Origin of the sequence: Acinetobacter sp. ANC 4204 (assembly GCF_002135205.1) — a bacterium.
In the GTDB taxonomy this organism is placed as follows: domain Bacteria; phylum Pseudomonadota; class Gammaproteobacteria; order Pseudomonadales; family Moraxellaceae; genus Acinetobacter.
On sequence record NZ_NEFZ01000005.1, the window covers coordinates 181133 to 197094 of the forward strand.

Here is a 15962-nt window from a genome sequence, read left to right on the forward strand (position 1 = left end):
CTCATTACCCCAGCAACGCACGTGTGCCTAAAATCGGGGTGGGCACGACCATCAAAGTCTTTAATTTATTCAATTGTTTTAGCAGTTCCTTAGCTTTAGGATCTGGTAGCTGCTGAATGAGCAACATAACCTCAGTCAAATCTTTTTGGTATTCGGTGTATTGTCCTGAAATTAAGGCTTGACGGGCCAATAACAAACGCAATTGGGCCTCTTTCAAAATAATCTGGCGTTGCATTAACGCTGTTGCGGGTGCTTGAGCAGGTTCAAGCTTAAACCATTGTTTCCAAAAGGGTTCAGACGAATCACGTACGGTGCTTAACTGTGGTTGCTGTATTTCACGATTTAAAGCCAGATCAATCTGTTGCAGTTGACGGTTAATTTGTGCTTGCTGTTCATTGCGCTCAGCCACAAATTTCTGAATGGTTTGCATATCTCGCGCGATGACCTGATGCAGACTTTGCTTCAACGCCACAGCCAAATTATATTTTTCCAGTTGCATATCTAAAAAGGCCAATTTATCGGTGGCCACCACATACTGCTGTTGCTTTAAGGCAAACTCCACCAAGTCCAGTTGTTGTTTGATAAACAAAATTGGATCAATACCCTCAACCACTTCTTCAGTGAGCTGACTACTCGTCGCATTCGCTACTGCAGGACTCTGCTTCAAAGTTTCTTTCTGACGTTGCATGGCGACAACTTGATCGTTCAAATTAGCACTGCGCTGCTCGATTTGGTGCATCTCACTCAACAAAGCAGTTTGCTGTGTACTCAGCCCCCACACGTCATAACTCAGCTTCGCAACCCACGCCAACGTAGCCATTAACACCACTATAAGAATCTTCTTCATGCGTTCCCTTGCCCACTGCATAACAACTGTACAATCGTGGCTGTCTTTAAGTCTTTCAGTACACTCACTTTAAACTGTACATACATTTGCTGTTGAGACTGTTTCAAGATGTGAGCCAAACGTTCACCTAATACCAAAAAGTGTCCTTTTTGCAAAAGTTGAATGTTTGTGTCTAGCAGAGCTAACCAATTCAGCCAACTAGCCTCACTACTGATCAGCGCAACATAATCATTATGTTCTGATAAACATTGAACCAATTCAGCCTGTTGCTGCAAAGTTTGATGAGGACAACGGCGTTCATATAGCACAAAGTTCAGTATAAAACGCCCGTGTTGCATTAAGGTGTCCATCATAAACTGACGCCCACCCTCGCCACGCCAAAATGCAATGCTCGCATCATCAGCCAAGTTCTGCAAAACGGGTAATTGTAACATCCCTTCTGAGCTTTCCACCTCGGGCACAACACTATCTAAACCAAACTCAGCTAAAGCTTGTGCAGTCTTTTGTCCAACAGCAATCCACTGAAGATGCTTTAAGTCAGACAGAGCTAGCCCACTGCGCACCAATTGATCCATACCAAACTGTACAGCACTTGGACTAACCACGACCACAACCTGTACCTGAGGCAACTGATCATACAAATGTGCCAAGTCTGTATCCCATAGCCTTGGAATGAGTTCCAATAAAGGCAGAGAATAGACCTCAACCGCCTGTTGCTCTAGCACTTGAGTCAGGCTTTTCGCCCGATCGACTGGACGCGTATTAATAAACAACATCGTAACTAATATTAATGATAAAAAGCTTTGAGCAAGTCACCAGCGCCTTGTGCCAATAGCTCTTGCGCCAGTACAACCCCTAAATGCTCTGCTTCAGCAGCATCACCTGCCACTTGTGCTTTCAGTAAGGTTTGCCCATCGACACTGCCCACGCGGCCTTCAAGCTGAATGCGGTTATCTGCTAAAGTGGCATAGCCTGCAATCGGTACCTGACAGCCACCTTCAAGATAAGCATTGAAAGCGCGTTCAGCACGTACACAAGTATCTGTTTCTAGATGTAGTAAGGGATGAATCAGGTCCAAGACTACTTGATCATTGCCACGACACTCTAGCCCTAAAGCCCCCTGACCCACAGCAGGTAAACTCAACTCTGGTTGAATGGTATGGCGGATACGTTCTGCCAAACCCAAACGTTTTAATCCTGCACTGGCCAAAATAATGGCATCATACTGACCCGCATCCAGTTTAGATAAACGTGTTCCCACATTGCCGCGTAAGTCGATAATGTCTAGGTCTGGTCGTTGTTTTAAGATTTGGCATTTACGGCGCAAACTCGAAGTACCAACCTTTGCCCCTTCTGGCAATGCCTCAAAACTCGCATAACTATTCGACACAAAGGCATCTAAAGGGTCCTCACGCTCACAGATGACCGCCAGTGATAAGCCTTCAGGCAAAGCCATTGGAACATCTTTCATCGAATGCACTGCCAAATCAGCACGACCATCCAATAACGCTGCTTCAAGCTCTTTGACAAATAAACCTTTGCCACCAATTTTTGCCAATGGCGTATCTAAAATTTTGTCCCCTTGAGTAACAAAAGTTACCAACTCTACGGTGAGCCCCTCATGCAATGCTTCTAAACGAGCACGAATATGTTCAGCCTGCCAAAGAGCAAGTGGGCTTTGTCGAGTAGCGATCTTTAGGGTTTTCATAAATTTTAGTATGTGCCAATAAGAATGAAACTATCTTAAACTGAATTTCCCCCATTGGAAATGTATTCAGCCTAAAGCACTGAGTCTCATTTCTTGCAGCATTACCGATGGCTTTAAGTTAGAGCTTATGTAAGCGCTCACGCAATCCTGGCAAATGCCGTCGGCTGACTGCCAAACGTTCATCTAGCTCACGGCAACGCACTTGATACTGTCCAGAGTTAACCACCTCTAACCCTTCTAAAAAGTGAACTGAAACCAAAGCATTGCGGTGGATGCGAATAAAGGCATCCCCAAACTCATGTTCTAAGTCTTTTAAGGTTTCATCAATTAAAACACTGCCATTTCTATGACGGACAGTGACGTATTTTTGATCCGCTAAAAAATAATAAATATTTTCAACAGGAACCAACTCCACACCACGATAGGTTTTCGCTGCGATTTGATGTCGCTTTACATTAAATTCGTCCATATTTTCTTTTTGTTTTATCTCGCTCATTTGAGCTTGGGTTAATTTAGTGAGGTGACCAAGCACCTGTTGCAATTCCTGTTGCATCACTGGTTTTAATAAATAGCCTTCAGCATGTGACTTAAATGCGTCAAGCGCATGTTCATCGTAAGCTGTACAAAACACCAAAGCAGGCATGGGCTCAAGCTGACGCAAAAAATGCGCACAGGTTAAACCATCCATTTCTGGCATTTGAATATCCAAAAGTACAACGTCTGGCTCATATTGTTGAGTGAGTTCTATAGCTTGTTGACCATGCGATGCGGTTGCCACCACCTGATGTCCAAGCTGACTCACCAATCGAGATAAACGTTCAATTGCTAAAGGCTCATCATCACAAATTAGGATGTCCATTTATCTCCCCCCAACAGTCACCTTGTTTATTTTTATAGGTTCACTGTGGCTTATTTATATTGATACTGCACAACAGTGGTATACATTCCTTCCCCTGCATAAGTTTGAAAACTGACACTACGCCCAAAATATGCTTCTAGACGCTGCTTCACATTTTCAATGGCAATACCATGTCCCTGTCGTTTATGAATTGTTTCCTTTGTAAATGGGTTAGTTATCACGATATTAACTTGATTCTGCAATATTTCAATCAGTACACTTATCGTACTCTTAGTTAAAAATTTTTCAACTCCATGAAAAATACTATTTTCAAGTAAAGGTTGTAAAGTTAAGAGTGGAATATGTACCTGCGGACATAACTCGGCATGTTCGATTTTCCATTCAACCTGTAAACGATCTCCCAAACGAATTTGCTCGATTGCCAAATAGCGTTGACATAGCTCAATTTCATCACTTAACTTCACCAACTTCAGCTCTTGAAAACTGGCTCTAAACAGGCGCGACAAGTTGAGTAGCATTTGCTCTGCTTTATCTGGATCAATCGCAATTAAACTGACAACATTATTTAAACTATTAAACAAAAAATGTGGATGAATACGGGCTTGCATAGCTTGTACCCGCGCATTCAATTCACTATGTTGCTGCCTGAACCACTGCTCTCTTAAATATAGATAACGAAAACAAAAAGTCCCCAACAGCAGACCATAACCCAAATGTAGCGCCACATCCTCGAATAAAACTGGCGAAGTTAAACCTTTGAGACTAAAATTGATGCCAAAGAAGATCAGTATATTAAGACTCAGCGTGGTTGCCAAAACAATGATCTGTAATAAAAAAAAGCCTGACAATAAAGTCATACCCAAACTTAAATTTTGCAACTTTTTTTGAGCATATTGCATCAGTGCGGTAAACGACAGCAACACCCAATTAATGTAAAGCATATAACTCAGCACATGCCCAAACACCAAAGCTGACCAAGACTGTGCTTCGGCCAAAGCCAACAGCATAGCCAACAAATTTCCACCAACAAACAGCTCCAGCAAATGTGGCCATTGCACAATTTTACTAAATAAATAGGAAATATTGGGCTTGGTCATACTGGAAGTTAAACTTTGCGCATCTTGAACTTCGGCAAGTTGTCTTGAATTTGTTATACTCATGCGAGTTCTACCGCTTTTTATCTTATTGAGCCGACATGACCACATCTTCTAATTCCTCAAATCCGTCACAAGCCCAAACTTCGGGTATGTGGGGCGGTCGTTTCTCTGAAGCTACTGATGCCTTTGTTGCTGAATTTACAGCATCTGTACAATTTGACCAACGCTTTTATAAACAAGATATTGCAGGCTCTATTGCCCATGCGACCATGCTTGCAAAAGTTGGCGTTCTGACCGAACAAGAACGTGATGACATCATCAATGGCTTAAACACCATTCAAGCTGAAATTGAAGCGGGTCAGTTCGAATGGCGTATTGACCTAGAAGATGTGCACATGAATATTGAGTCGCGTTTGACTCAACGGATTGGCATCACAGGTAAAAAGCTCCATACAGGTCGTAGCCGTAACGACCAAGTGGCAACCGATATCCGCCTCTATGTTCGCGATGAAATTGATGCCATTTTAGAATTACTAAAAAAATTACAAAAAGGTATTTTGAGTATTGCGGCTCAAAACACGCATACCATTATGCCAGGTTTCACCCACTTACAAACAGCACAGCCTGTGACTTTTGGTCACCACCTATTGGCATGGTTTGAAATGTTAGTCCGTGACTCTGAGCGCCTCATTGACTGTCGTAAACGTACTAACCGTATGCCTTTAGGTTCAGCAGCACTGGCAGGTACCACTTACCCCATCGACCGCGCATTTACAGCAGAGTTACTGGGTTTTGAAGCTGTTTCTGAAAACTCGCTTGATGCAGTATCTGACCGTGACTTCGGTATTGAGTTCAATGCTGCGGCTTCGCTGATCATGATGCACTTATCACGCATGTCAGAAGAACTCATTCTATGGACATCTGCTCAATTTAAGTTTGTAAACATTCCAGACCGTTTCTGTACAGGCTCATCCATCATGCCACAAAAGAAAAACCCAGATGTGCCTGAGTTAGTACGTGGTAAAACAGGCCGTGTCTATGGCGATTTGATGAGTTTGTTAACACTCATGAAAGGTCAACCGTTGGCGTATAACAAAGACAATCAAGAAGACAAAGAGCCTTTGTTTGATGCGATTGATACCGTGCGTGGCTCGCTCATGGCTTTTGCAGACATGATTCCTGCTTTGGTGCCAAACATCGACATCATGCGTGAAGCAGCGCTTCGTGGCTTCTCAACCGCAACCGACTTGGCTGATTATCTTGTTAAAAATGGTGTGGCTTTCCGTGATGCACATGAAATTGTGGGTAAAGCAGTTGCTTTAGGTGTTCAAGAGTCCAAAGACCTTTCTGAATTGACTTTAGAACAACTTCAACAGTTCTCTGACTTAATTCAAGCTGATGTATTTGAAAAAGCACTGACCCTTGAAGCGTCAGTCAATGCGCGTAACCACATTGGTGGAACTGCACCTGCGCAAGTAGAAGCTGCCATTGAACGTGCCCATGCGCGTTTAGAAAAACTTTATGCTCAATAAGGACGTCTAGATATGACTCGACAAGTTTTTTGCCGTAAATATCAAACAGAAATGGAAGGTTTAGACTTTGCACCGTTTCCAGGTGCAAAAGGCCAAGAACTTTTTGAAAGCATCTCCAAGCAAGCTTGGGGAGAATGGTTAAAGCACCAAACCACTTTAATCAATGAAAAGCGCCTAAATGTGTTTGAACCAGATGCGAAAAAGTTTCTTGAAGAACAACGTGAGAAGTTCTTTAACAATGATGAAAGCTTAGAAAAAGCAGAAGGCCTAAAGCCTGAGGCGTAATAAAGCGGAGTACTGCTCCAGCACGCCGTAAGACAAGCGAAGCGCATCGTTTCAAATGCCATGAAAGAGTCTGTAAAAGGACTCTTTTTTTATTTGCATGTCGATTGACTAAATCAATCTCTAAAGTAAAAAAGAAGATAGATGACACGTGGATGACTTAATTACTGTTTAAACCGATTATTTGTATCCAAATGATTGAGTGTAAACATAGCGCTACAGAACCTGTATAAAACTCAACATTACACTACAAGAACCTACATGACGCAGAAAAACATCTTTCCTATAATGACATTCAAGGATAGAGGGAAGCCTCTTATCTATAACGATAAATATCCCCGATTTTAGTCTCAGATTTCCCCCAAAATCTGAGATTTTTTTTATCCAAAAATTAAGCAACCATAAAAAAGCACAACCGAAGTTGTGCTTGAAAAATAAAATTCGCTTTTTTTATTTTTGGATATGTTTTTCAACTTCTTCAAAACTGGTATGACGCACATCCAAGCCTTTCACCATGTAAATCACTTGCTCAGAAATGTTACGCGCATGGTCGCCAATCCGTTCTAATGAACGTAATACCCACATCACATTAATCACGCGCGCAATATGACGCGGGTCTTCAATCATATACGTCATCAAAGTACGCGTTGCAGACTGATATTCACGGTCAATATCAGCATCGGCCATCATCACCCGTAACGCTTGCTCAGCATCCAAACGCGCGAACGCATCTAAAGCATCATGAATCATGACACGAACTTGGTTACCAATATGACGCGTTTCCATATAACCACGTGGTGATTCGCCATCTTCACATAAACTTTGCGCAATACGAGCAATTTTCGCAGCCTCATCACCAATACGCTCTAGATCAGTATTGGCTTTCGACATTGCAATCACCATACGCAAATCAATCGCAGCAGGATGACGACGGGCTAAGATCAAGGTCAATGCTTCATCAATTTCACGCTCTAATTGATTCACTGCATTGTCTTTAAACTGTACATCTACCGCTAAGTTGGCATCGGTGTCGAGTAAAGCATGAATTGCATTTGCCACTTGTTGCTCTACCAAACCACCCATGGTCATAAATTTAGTATTCACATCCTGCAAATCTTCATTGAACTGTGAAGAAATGTGATGGTTTAAAACAGGACTATTTGGCAAAGGACGTACTCCACAGCAACATCATGAGGGACTAAAGTTTGAGCGATATTAAAACATATCAATTATGAAGATTTGATGACAAGAGCTCATTCTGAGCTTGTTTTGTCGATCCACAATGCTTTCATTTTTCGCATCTCATAGTCAGTCAACTTACCCACAGATGCCTTTAAATGCAAGATAATGCGCAAATCACCTTTCAAGTATCCGCATTGTATTTTGATTAAAACAGTATGCCTTCCCCATGAATGTCCATTTTAGCACTAAACTTTTAACCAAATTGACATGCATCGAATTCAATTACACCTGTCACAACTTAGCTTTCGCCAACATCATCAAAAGCAAAAGTTTATTCAAACGAATTGTTATTAGTTTCGTATATTTTTTATTGCATACATTACACTGACATATCTTAATGCATTCATTATGAAGTAAATATTTTCCAGCGTCATAAACCCTGAACCACATTCATTCACAATACTACACATTAAAAATCTGATTCCTCTATAAAATGAGGCGTGGAGAAACGGAGTGTCTCTATATCTTGTTGTCGCTGAACTGAGTTTTCTAAATCGAGTTGCTGTGAATCATTTTTCTTTCTTTTCACTTAAAACATATACGCTCATATTTTTGTGCGTAATGCTGGCTGCCTGTCAGAAACCAGAGCCAGTGAGTTTTCAGGAACCAGCTAGAATTGAAGCGTCTTCGTCACAAACGATGGATCTCACAGATTTGTGCCAAAAAATTGGCAAAAACATGTCCGAAATAGATGCTCAGCGTACCACTTTTGCTTTAGAACAAATCAACCAAGACTTGAAACTATGTCTACCTTTACTTGATTTCCAACAGCAAAAACATTTATTGAGTTTATCTAATAAAATGTACAGTGACTTCTTAGCCGTCGATCGTACGCCACAGCAACAACGTGCTTTTGAAAGTTATGCTTTAGAAATGGCACAGCACCCGACCATTCAACAGAGTCTTTTTGAACAATTAACGCTTCGTGACCAATACTTAATCAAACATCAAGGCCAATCTTATGTGGAGTTATTCGACGCAGGCGAAGGGGAAGTCCATTACCGCCGCAGCCCTGAATATTTAGCTAAAATTTTTGCACCCTATTTACCTGTTGCAGAGCAAGCGTTTATTGAACATTTAGCAGCACAAAATCAGTACCCTGCCGTGATCGACCATCAAGTTAAAATTGATGCTAAAGAAATTGCAGATCGTGCATTGTATTGGGAAAGTTATTTAAAACAATATCCTCAAAGTAGCTATCATCAAGATGCCCGCCATTTATTGAATCTATATAGCACCTTGCTGTTTATTGGACCAAATACTCAAGCTGTTTATGATGGCTATACCGTACAAAGCAGTTATTTAGAGGAAATTGAGCGTCTTGCTGAACTCAAAAATTCAGTAGTCACCGATCATGCACGTTTATTTTTGAAATTTATTGAACTTAGCCCTGAACAAAGAACAGCTCAAATCATCTTGCCTGCTTCCACTCATCCGCAGCGTTTAGGTGCAGAGCAATTATTACAAACTCAACTCGCTCACTTTATTCAACTCCGTATGGTTCAACCCGACCAAGGCAAAGACTGCTTAAGTGATGCCATTTGCCTGAACCGCTAACATATACGCTCTCAAATTGTGCTCATATTTTGAGTAAAAAGATCGCTGTTTTTGCTTAACATGCATGTTAAGATGATGCATCGCTTGACGGAGCGCGAGTAACAACTCGCTGAGATCATCTAAAGCTTTTTATGAAGTTTTGAAGATGAGTACCGTTGAACCTGATCAGGTTAAGACCTGCGTAGGAATCAAGCCATCTAAAAACTGAACGCCTTTCATTGAACTATTTCCAGTAGAAATACATTCGTTGCATTTGTATCCACAAATCAACAACACATAGAAATAGTTTCAATTGCCATCGTTTTTGGTCGTGCTTGATTCGTTGATGTCATTCATAAGGATCATTGCAATGAACCATTTAACGAATCTTTCCGCTGAAATTTCAGCACAACATGAACAAGATGCCAAAGACCTGACCCGTATCTTGCCTGCCTCTAAAAAAGTCTATATCCAAGGTTCGCGCCCAGACATTCAAGTCCCCATGCGTGAGATTGAACTGACCGAAACCCCAACAGGCTTAGGCGGTGAGTACAATCCGCCTGTCATGGTATATGACACCTCTGGCGTATATACCGATAGCAATGTCAGTATTGATCTGAATAAAGGCCTACCAAATGTCCGTGAAACTTGGATTGAAGAGCGCGACGATACTGAAATATTAGACTGCCTCAGCTCAAGCTTTGGTCAAGAACGTTTACGGGATATTCGTACCGCTGAGATTCGCTTTGCGCATATTCAAAAACCACGTCGTGCCAAAGCGGGCCACAATGTCACGCAGATGCATTATGCTAAACAAGGCATCATTACGCCTGAAATGGAATACATCGCTATTCGTGAAAATCAACGTCAGCGTGAAGGGGTCGATGCACGTCAGCACGTGGGGCAAAACTTTGGCGCGCATAACTTGATGGAAATCACACCTGAGTTTGTGCGTAAAGAAGTGGCTGAAGGACGTGCGATTATTCCTGCCAATATTAACCACCCTGAAATTGAACCGATGATCATTGGTCGAAACTTCTTGGTGAAAATCAATGCCAATATTGGTAACTCGGCTCTTGGCTCTTCAATTGATGAAGAAGTCGCAAAAATGACGTGGGCAACCCGTTGGGGTGCAGACACCATCATGGACTTATCGACCGGTAAAAATATCCATGAAACCCGTGAGTGGATTATCCGTAACTCACCTGTTCCGATTGGTACTGTGCCTATCTATCAAGCTTTAGAAAAAGTCGATGGGGTTGCGGAAGACCTCACATGGGAAATTTTCAAAGACACACTAATTGAGCAAGCGGAGCAAGGTGTAGACTATTTCACCATTCATGCGGGTGTCTTATTACGTTATGTACCGATGACTGCAAATCGTCTCACTGGCATTGTCTCTCGTGGCGGTTCGATCATGGCGCAGTGGTGTTTGGCCCATCATCAGGAAAACTTCCTCTACACACATTTCGATGAAATCTGCGGAATCATGAAAGCCTATGACGTGTCATTTAGTCTCGGTGATGGTCTACGTCCAGGTTGTATTCAAGATGCCAATGACGAAGCACAATTCTCTGAGTTACGCACATTAGGTGAGCTCACTCATCGTGCGTGGAAACATGATGTTCAGGTGATGATTGAAGGACCAGGGCATGTGCCTATGCATATGATCAAAGAAAACATGGATCTACAACTTGAAGTTTGCCAAGAGGCGCCCTTCTATACTTTAGGTCCATTGACCACCGATATTGCCCCAGGTTATGACCATATTACTTCTGCGATTGGTGCAGCGATGATTGGTTGGTACGGGACTGCCATGCTGTGTTATGTCACCCCCAAAGAACACTTGGGCCTGCCGAACAAGAAAGATGTCAAAGATGGCATCATCACCTATAAAATTGCAGCGCATGCGGCAGATTTGGCCAAAGGTCATCCGGGTGCGCAAGTCCGTGACAATGCCCTGTCTAAAGCACGTTTTGAGTTCCGCTGGGAAGATCAGTTTAATTTAAGCCTTGATCCAGACACGGCGCGTAGCATGCATGATGAGACTATGCCAAAAGAAGCACACAAATCTGCACACTTCTGTTCGATGTGCGGTCCGAAGTTTTGTTCGATGAAAATCACCCAAAACGTCAGGGATTATGCACAAAATAAACAGAACACTGAACTGAATAAAATTCAGCAAGAAGAGGTTGAATCAGGCCTCAATAGTATGAAAAAACAGTTCCATGCAACAGGACAAAACTTGTACCAAAAAGTGTAAGTTCATAAAAAACCTTTTGTAATCATGCGATTCTCAGTTAGGATGAAGTGATAAATTTCATCCTGATTGAGCTTTATGAACATAATTAAGCAAGCTACATATCACCGTGAAGATGTCCAAATTGTAGACAGAACCTTTCTGTTTCGGGGTTTTATCCAAGTAGAAAAAGTAAATTTACGTCATCGTCTGTTTAATCAAACTGAGTACACCTCTGTGATTTCACGTGAGCTCATTCAGCGCCCTGAAGCGGCTGGTGTCTTGATTTATGACGATACACAACAAAAATTTGCACTGATTGAACAGTTTCGTATCGGCGCTATGGATGACCAAGATTCAGCTTGGCAGCTAGAAATTATTGCAGGGGTTTTAGATGGAGATGAATCACCCGAAAGTTGTATTCGTCGCGAAGCACTAGAAGAATCAGGTTGTCAGATTGAACAATTACAACATCTGTTCAGCTTCTATCCTTCTGCGGGTGCCTGTGCTGAACTGTTCCATCTGTATAGTGCTGCAGCCAATTTACCTGAACAAGGCGGTGTCTTCGGTATGCCAGATGAAGGTGAGAACATTTTATTGCACCTAATTGATTATGCGCAGATTGGCACATTACTTTCCAATGGTCGGCTCAGAAATGCGCCTGTCATAATGGCCTTGCAATGGCTACAACAACAGATTAAAACGACAAGGAATGTCTAAGGGGTCAGACATGACTTTAAATAATGAAAAAAATTGGATCATTGTCCAAATTTCCGATACGCACTTGATGGATCAAGATCATTTGGAATTTGTACATATGAATCCAGAGCAAAGCTTTCATCATGTGATGCAACACATTGTTGAACGCCATCCAAAAATTGATGCCATCGTCCATACAGGCGACTTGGCACAGGTTCCCGTGCCTCGGACTTATCAGCGCTATCTAGACTTTATGCAAAGTTTAAAGACGCCGTTTTACCAAGTGCCTGGCAATCATGACAATATTGAACACTTCCCTTTTCATGAGCAACAGAATAAAGCTCACGTTATTCACTTTGGTCCGTGGAGCGTAGTCTTACTCAATAGCGCAGTAAAAGGAAAAGTTGATGGATGGGTGGATGAAGCTCAGTTGATTCAGTTGGAACAGATTTTACAAGATTTTGCACAACAGCATATTCTGATTGCTTGTCATCATCATCCCTTTGAAATGCAGTCCAAATGGATTGATCAGCATAAACTCAAGAATACCCCAGACCTCACTGCTGTGTTGGCACGACATACCAATGTCAAAATTGTCTTATCAGGTCATGTCCATCAAGAATCATGGCGTGAATGGCACAATATTCAGTTTTATTCGACACCTTCAACCAGTGTGCAATTTAAGCCTTTAAGTGATCATTTTGCTTTAGATGAGCAAGCACCTGGTTATCGTATTTTACAATTAAATGCAGATGGAACACACGAAACACAGGTACAGCGCGTGTCACACGCGCAACAAAAAATAAATGTTGAAATTTCAGGTTATTAACTTTTCATTTTTCTCGTTTTCAATTACCTTAGTTGCTCTTACGAAAAAGTGATCAATTTAATCCAAACATCAAAGACTATCAAAATACTTAAAAAGTCTATATGATGACGACCCCCGAGGGTGGAATCTACTCGAGGGTGGATAAAAACACTTGCATATCACCATATTTTTTGCGTATTGAATACGTATATGATGAGGATTGCCCTAAATGGCGAATGACAACCAAAATACTGTCTTAGACGAACAAACTGATGTTGTAGATGAAAAATCTACAAAACGCGTGCGCAAAACTAAGCCCAAAGCGACTGACGGTGGTTCTACTGCTAGCTTATTTGGTATTGAACCTTATCAGCCGAAAAAAAATGAAGAATACATGTCTGAAGGTCAGCTGGAGCACTTCCGCCAGATCTTATTGGCTTGGAAAGCAGAGTTGATGTCAGAAGTTGACCGTACACTCAACACCATGCAAGACGAAAACACCGCTTTGCCTGATGTGAATGACCGTGCGACACAAGAAGAAGAGTTTGCAATTGAACTACGTACACGTGACCGTGAACGTAAACTCATCCGCAAAATCGAACAATCAATTGAAGCGATTAAAAACGACGACTATGGTTTCTGTGAAACCTGTGGTATCGAAATTGGTCTGCGCCGTTTAGAGGCTCGCCCAACTGCAACTTTATGTATTGACTGCAAAACGTTAGCAGAAATCAAAGAGAAGCAAAATAACGGTTAATCATGTTATTTAATAATCCTCCCCCAACCCCTCCTTTACAAAAGGAGGGGGACAACAGGATGGCTTATGTGGGTCGGTTTGCGCCATCGCCAACCGGCCCTTTGCATTTTGGTTCACTCATTACAGCCGTTGCCAGTTATTGCGAAGCAAAAGCACATCAGGGCTTATGGTTAGTACGCATTGAAGACACTGACATTCCCCGCATTTATCCTGGCAGTGAAAGCCATATCTTGCGTTGTATCGAAGCTTTCGGCTTTCAACCCGATGCAGAGATCATTTTCCAAAAAGATCGTCTCGATCTATACGAAAACGTCATTCAACAATTGCATCAACTCCAACTGGTCTATGCCTGTCAATGCACCCGCAAAATGCTCGGTTCTAATCACATTTATGCAGGTACTTGCCGTGACCTTGCTCTGCCTTTTGAGCAACAATCCATTCGCGTCAAAGTGGAAGATCTCGAGATTTGTTTTAATGATGCGCTGCAAGGCAGACACTGCTCGCAGCTAGCACATGAGCTCGGTGACTTTGTACTGAAACGCCGTGATGGCATTATCAACTATCAGTTAGCAGTCGTAGTAGATGACTACCTACAAGGTATCACCCATGTGGTTCGTGGTGCAGACCTTTTAGACAATACCGAGCGACAAATTTATTTAGGTCAGCTCTTAAATTACCCGCATCTTAACTATATGCATCTGCCTTTAGCCATGAATGATCAAGGGCAAAAACTGTCTAAACAAAACATGGCACATGCACTCGATCTCAACCAAGCACCTGCTCTACTCGCTCAAGCGATACGCGCTTTAAATCAGCCAGCTGTCGAGTTAGACCACCCTGAACAAATGTTGCAACAAGCCATCGCACAATGGGATGTTTCGCTGATTCCGCATTGCACTACCCTGCACGGCACTTATGTATAGCAAAACGATTACGGCAGAAACTCAACACTAGGCATAGCATTCAACGTTTCAATTAAAGCAAATTCAAAACTGATGTAAACCATTACAGTTATATCCATCATAAAAGCATGAGGGATAAATGCACTGATGAAAAACAGAATTCAGGAACAGCTCAAACGCTATTCGCATAATAAAAAACATGTCCAGTATGCAAATAACATGATGAAAGAAGAATCAAGCTTAGAAGCTTGATTCTTCTTTCGTTGGGTTAGTGCTTTGTGTGCTGGCATCAATTTTTAAAATCAAACTAATCATCACTGCGCACATAATCAGAGATGAACCACCATAACTAATGAAAGGCAGGGTCAAACCTTTGGTTGGGAGCATCCCCATATTCATACCTGCATTGACCAAAATTTGCAGTAAGAAAATAATCGACACCCCATAAGCCAAATACCCCGCACGCAGGTACTGGTTTTTCAGTGCACGATGACCAATTTTGATACAACATACCAACATGGTAAAGGACAGAATTAAGACTGTCGTAATTCCGAAAAAACCAAACTCTTCACCTAAAATAGCCAGCATGAAGTCAGTATGAGCTTCTGGTAAATACGCCATTTTCTGCACGCTATGCCCAAGCCCTACACCAAACCACTCCCCACGCCCAAAGGCCATCAAGGCATTGGAAAGCTGATAACCCGTACCTAGTGGGTCTTCCCAAGGGTTAGAAAACGACATTAAGCGCTCAAAACGGTAAGGCTCAAACACAATCAAAAAGACAAAGGCCGCAAAGATTGCACCAAAAGCCATACCAAACTGAATGAGGGGTGCGCCAGCAAGAAAGAAGATGCCGAGCATCATCAAGCTAATCACTACGGTTGCACCTAAGTCGGGCTCCGCAATAATCAAACCCACCGTCAACAGCATAATGATGCCGAGACGGATCAAGCCTTTGATGTTGTTCCTTACCTCTTCAGCACGGCGTACCACATAGTCCGCCGTGAAAATCGCCATCATTACTTTGGCGACCTCAGAGGCCTGCAAGGTGAAGCCCGCAACACGAATCCAGCGGGTCGAACCATTCACCTCTGTACCAACAACCAATACCGCGGCCAGCAGTAAAATGGTTAAGATCCACAACGGAAAAGTATTGTTAAACCAGACATTGAGCGGTATTCGGTAGACGGCGTAGGCTAAAACACCCGCCACAACAATGGAAATCCCATGACGCAATACGTAGTGGAATGAATTCTCATGAAGGCGTTCAGCATACGGCATAGAAGCCGAAGCTACCATGATCGAGCCTAAACACAACAACGCTATCACACAAAAGATCAATACATTACGCGGTGTCACTTCACTGGGTACACGTGGCGCCCAACGGCTATAAAACTGGTTAATTTTATTGATCGTTGTCTGAGCAAACTCAGCCATCTCAATTTCCTTATTAT

Annotated in this window: 15 protein-coding genes and 1 riboswitch; of the genes, 8 read left to right on the forward strand and 7 right to left on the reverse strand. The window is 42.3% G+C overall.

Annotated elements, in window-relative coordinates; all coding sequences use genetic code 11:
* Window positions 1–4: 4 nt before the first annotated feature.
* From B9T36_RS12245 to B9T36_RS12265, 5 genes are all read right to left on the reverse strand, one after another.
* Window positions 5–847: a hypothetical protein gene (locus tag B9T36_RS12245; RefSeq protein ID WP_086209753.1), complete on the reverse strand. Its 843-nt coding sequence runs from the start codon at window positions 845–847 to the stop codon at window positions 5–7.
* Window positions 844–1623, reverse strand: coding sequence for a uroporphyrinogen-III synthase (locus B9T36_RS12250; RefSeq protein WP_086209754.1), 780 nt, complete (start codon window positions 1621–1623; stop codon window positions 844–846). The genes B9T36_RS12245 and B9T36_RS12250 overlap by 4 nt, the downstream gene beginning before the upstream one ends.
* A gap of 11 nt (window positions 1624–1634) precedes the next feature.
* Complete coding sequence (gene hemC / locus B9T36_RS12255; protein WP_086209755.1) at window positions 1635–2555, reverse strand: hydroxymethylbilane synthase; 921 nt, start codon at window positions 2553–2555, stop codon at window positions 1635–1637.
* A 118-nt stretch (window positions 2556–2673) separates the two neighbouring features.
* Window positions 2674–3414, reverse strand: coding sequence for a LytR/AlgR family response regulator transcription factor (locus tag B9T36_RS12260; RefSeq protein WP_086209756.1), 741 nt, complete (start codon window positions 3412–3414; stop codon window positions 2674–2676).
* A gap of 50 nt (window positions 3415–3464) precedes the next feature.
* Window positions 3465–4619, reverse strand: coding sequence for a sensor histidine kinase (locus B9T36_RS12265; protein WP_162900308.1), 1155 nt, complete (start codon window positions 4617–4619; stop codon window positions 3465–3467).
* On the opposite strand from B9T36_RS12265, the gene argH reads away from it, so the two are divergent.
* Both argH and B9T36_RS12275 read left to right on the forward strand, forming a co-directional pair.
* Window positions 4610–6043 (forward strand): argininosuccinate lyase, encoded by a 1434-nt coding sequence (argH, locus tag B9T36_RS12270; protein ID WP_004692796.1) that lies wholly within the window; start codon window positions 4610–4612, stop codon window positions 6041–6043. The genes B9T36_RS12265 and argH overlap by 10 nt on opposite strands.
* Before the next feature lie 12 nt (window positions 6044–6055).
* Window positions 6056–6328, forward strand: coding sequence for an oxidative damage protection protein (locus B9T36_RS12275; protein ID WP_004978611.1), 273 nt, complete (start codon window positions 6056–6058; stop codon window positions 6326–6328).
* Between the two features lie 447 nt (window positions 6329–6775).
* On the opposite strand, the gene phoU is transcribed toward B9T36_RS12275, so the two are convergent.
* Entirely contained in the window at window positions 6776–7492 is a 717-nt protein-coding gene (gene phoU / locus B9T36_RS12280; RefSeq protein WP_004692799.1) for a phosphate signaling complex protein PhoU, read from the reverse strand.
* 579 nt (window positions 7493–8071) lie between these two features.
* On the opposite strand from phoU, the gene B9T36_RS12285 reads away from it, so the two are divergent.
* The 6 genes from B9T36_RS12285 to gluQRS all read left to right on the forward strand — a co-directional run bounded on the left by B9T36_RS12285 (window position 8072) and on the right by gluQRS (window position 14529).
* Entirely contained in the window at window positions 8072–9124 is a 1053-nt protein-coding gene (locus B9T36_RS12285) for a hypothetical protein (protein WP_086209814.1), read from the forward strand.
* Between the two features lie 78 nt (window positions 9125–9202).
* A riboswitch (TPP riboswitch) is annotated at window positions 9203–9329 on the forward strand.
* Window positions 9330–9473: 144 nt separating this feature from the next.
* Entirely contained in the window at window positions 9474–11366 is a 1893-nt protein-coding gene (gene thiC, locus B9T36_RS12290; RefSeq protein ID WP_086209758.1) for a phosphomethylpyrimidine synthase ThiC, read from the forward strand.
* Between the two features lie 75 nt (window positions 11367–11441).
* Complete coding sequence (locus B9T36_RS12295) at window positions 11442–12062, forward strand: NUDIX domain-containing protein (protein WP_086209759.1); 621 nt, start codon at window positions 11442–11444, stop codon at window positions 12060–12062.
* Window positions 12063–12072: 10 nt separating this feature from the next.
* Window positions 12073–12870, forward strand: a complete 798-nt coding sequence (cpdA, locus tag B9T36_RS12300; RefSeq protein WP_086209760.1) for a 3',5'-cyclic-AMP phosphodiesterase — start codon at window positions 12073–12075, stop codon at window positions 12868–12870.
* Between the two features lie 208 nt (window positions 12871–13078).
* The gene (gene dksA / locus B9T36_RS12305; protein WP_004692816.1) at window positions 13079–13606 is read left to right on the forward strand and encodes an RNA polymerase-binding protein DksA; all 528 of its coding nucleotides are present in this window, start codon (window positions 13079–13081) and stop codon (window positions 13604–13606) included.
* A 2-nt stretch (window positions 13607–13608) separates the two neighbouring features.
* On the forward strand, window positions 13609–14529 hold the full coding sequence (gene gluQRS, locus B9T36_RS12310; protein ID WP_228147002.1) for a tRNA glutamyl-Q(34) synthetase GluQRS: 921 nt from the start codon (window positions 13609–13611) through the stop codon (window positions 14527–14529).
* Between the two features lie 219 nt (window positions 14530–14748).
* On the opposite strand, the gene ftsW is transcribed toward gluQRS, so the two are convergent.
* Window positions 14749–15945, reverse strand: a complete 1197-nt coding sequence (gene ftsW, locus B9T36_RS12315) for a putative lipid II flippase FtsW (RefSeq protein WP_086209762.1) — start codon at window positions 15943–15945, stop codon at window positions 14749–14751.
* Window positions 15946–15962 lie beyond the last annotated feature (17 nt).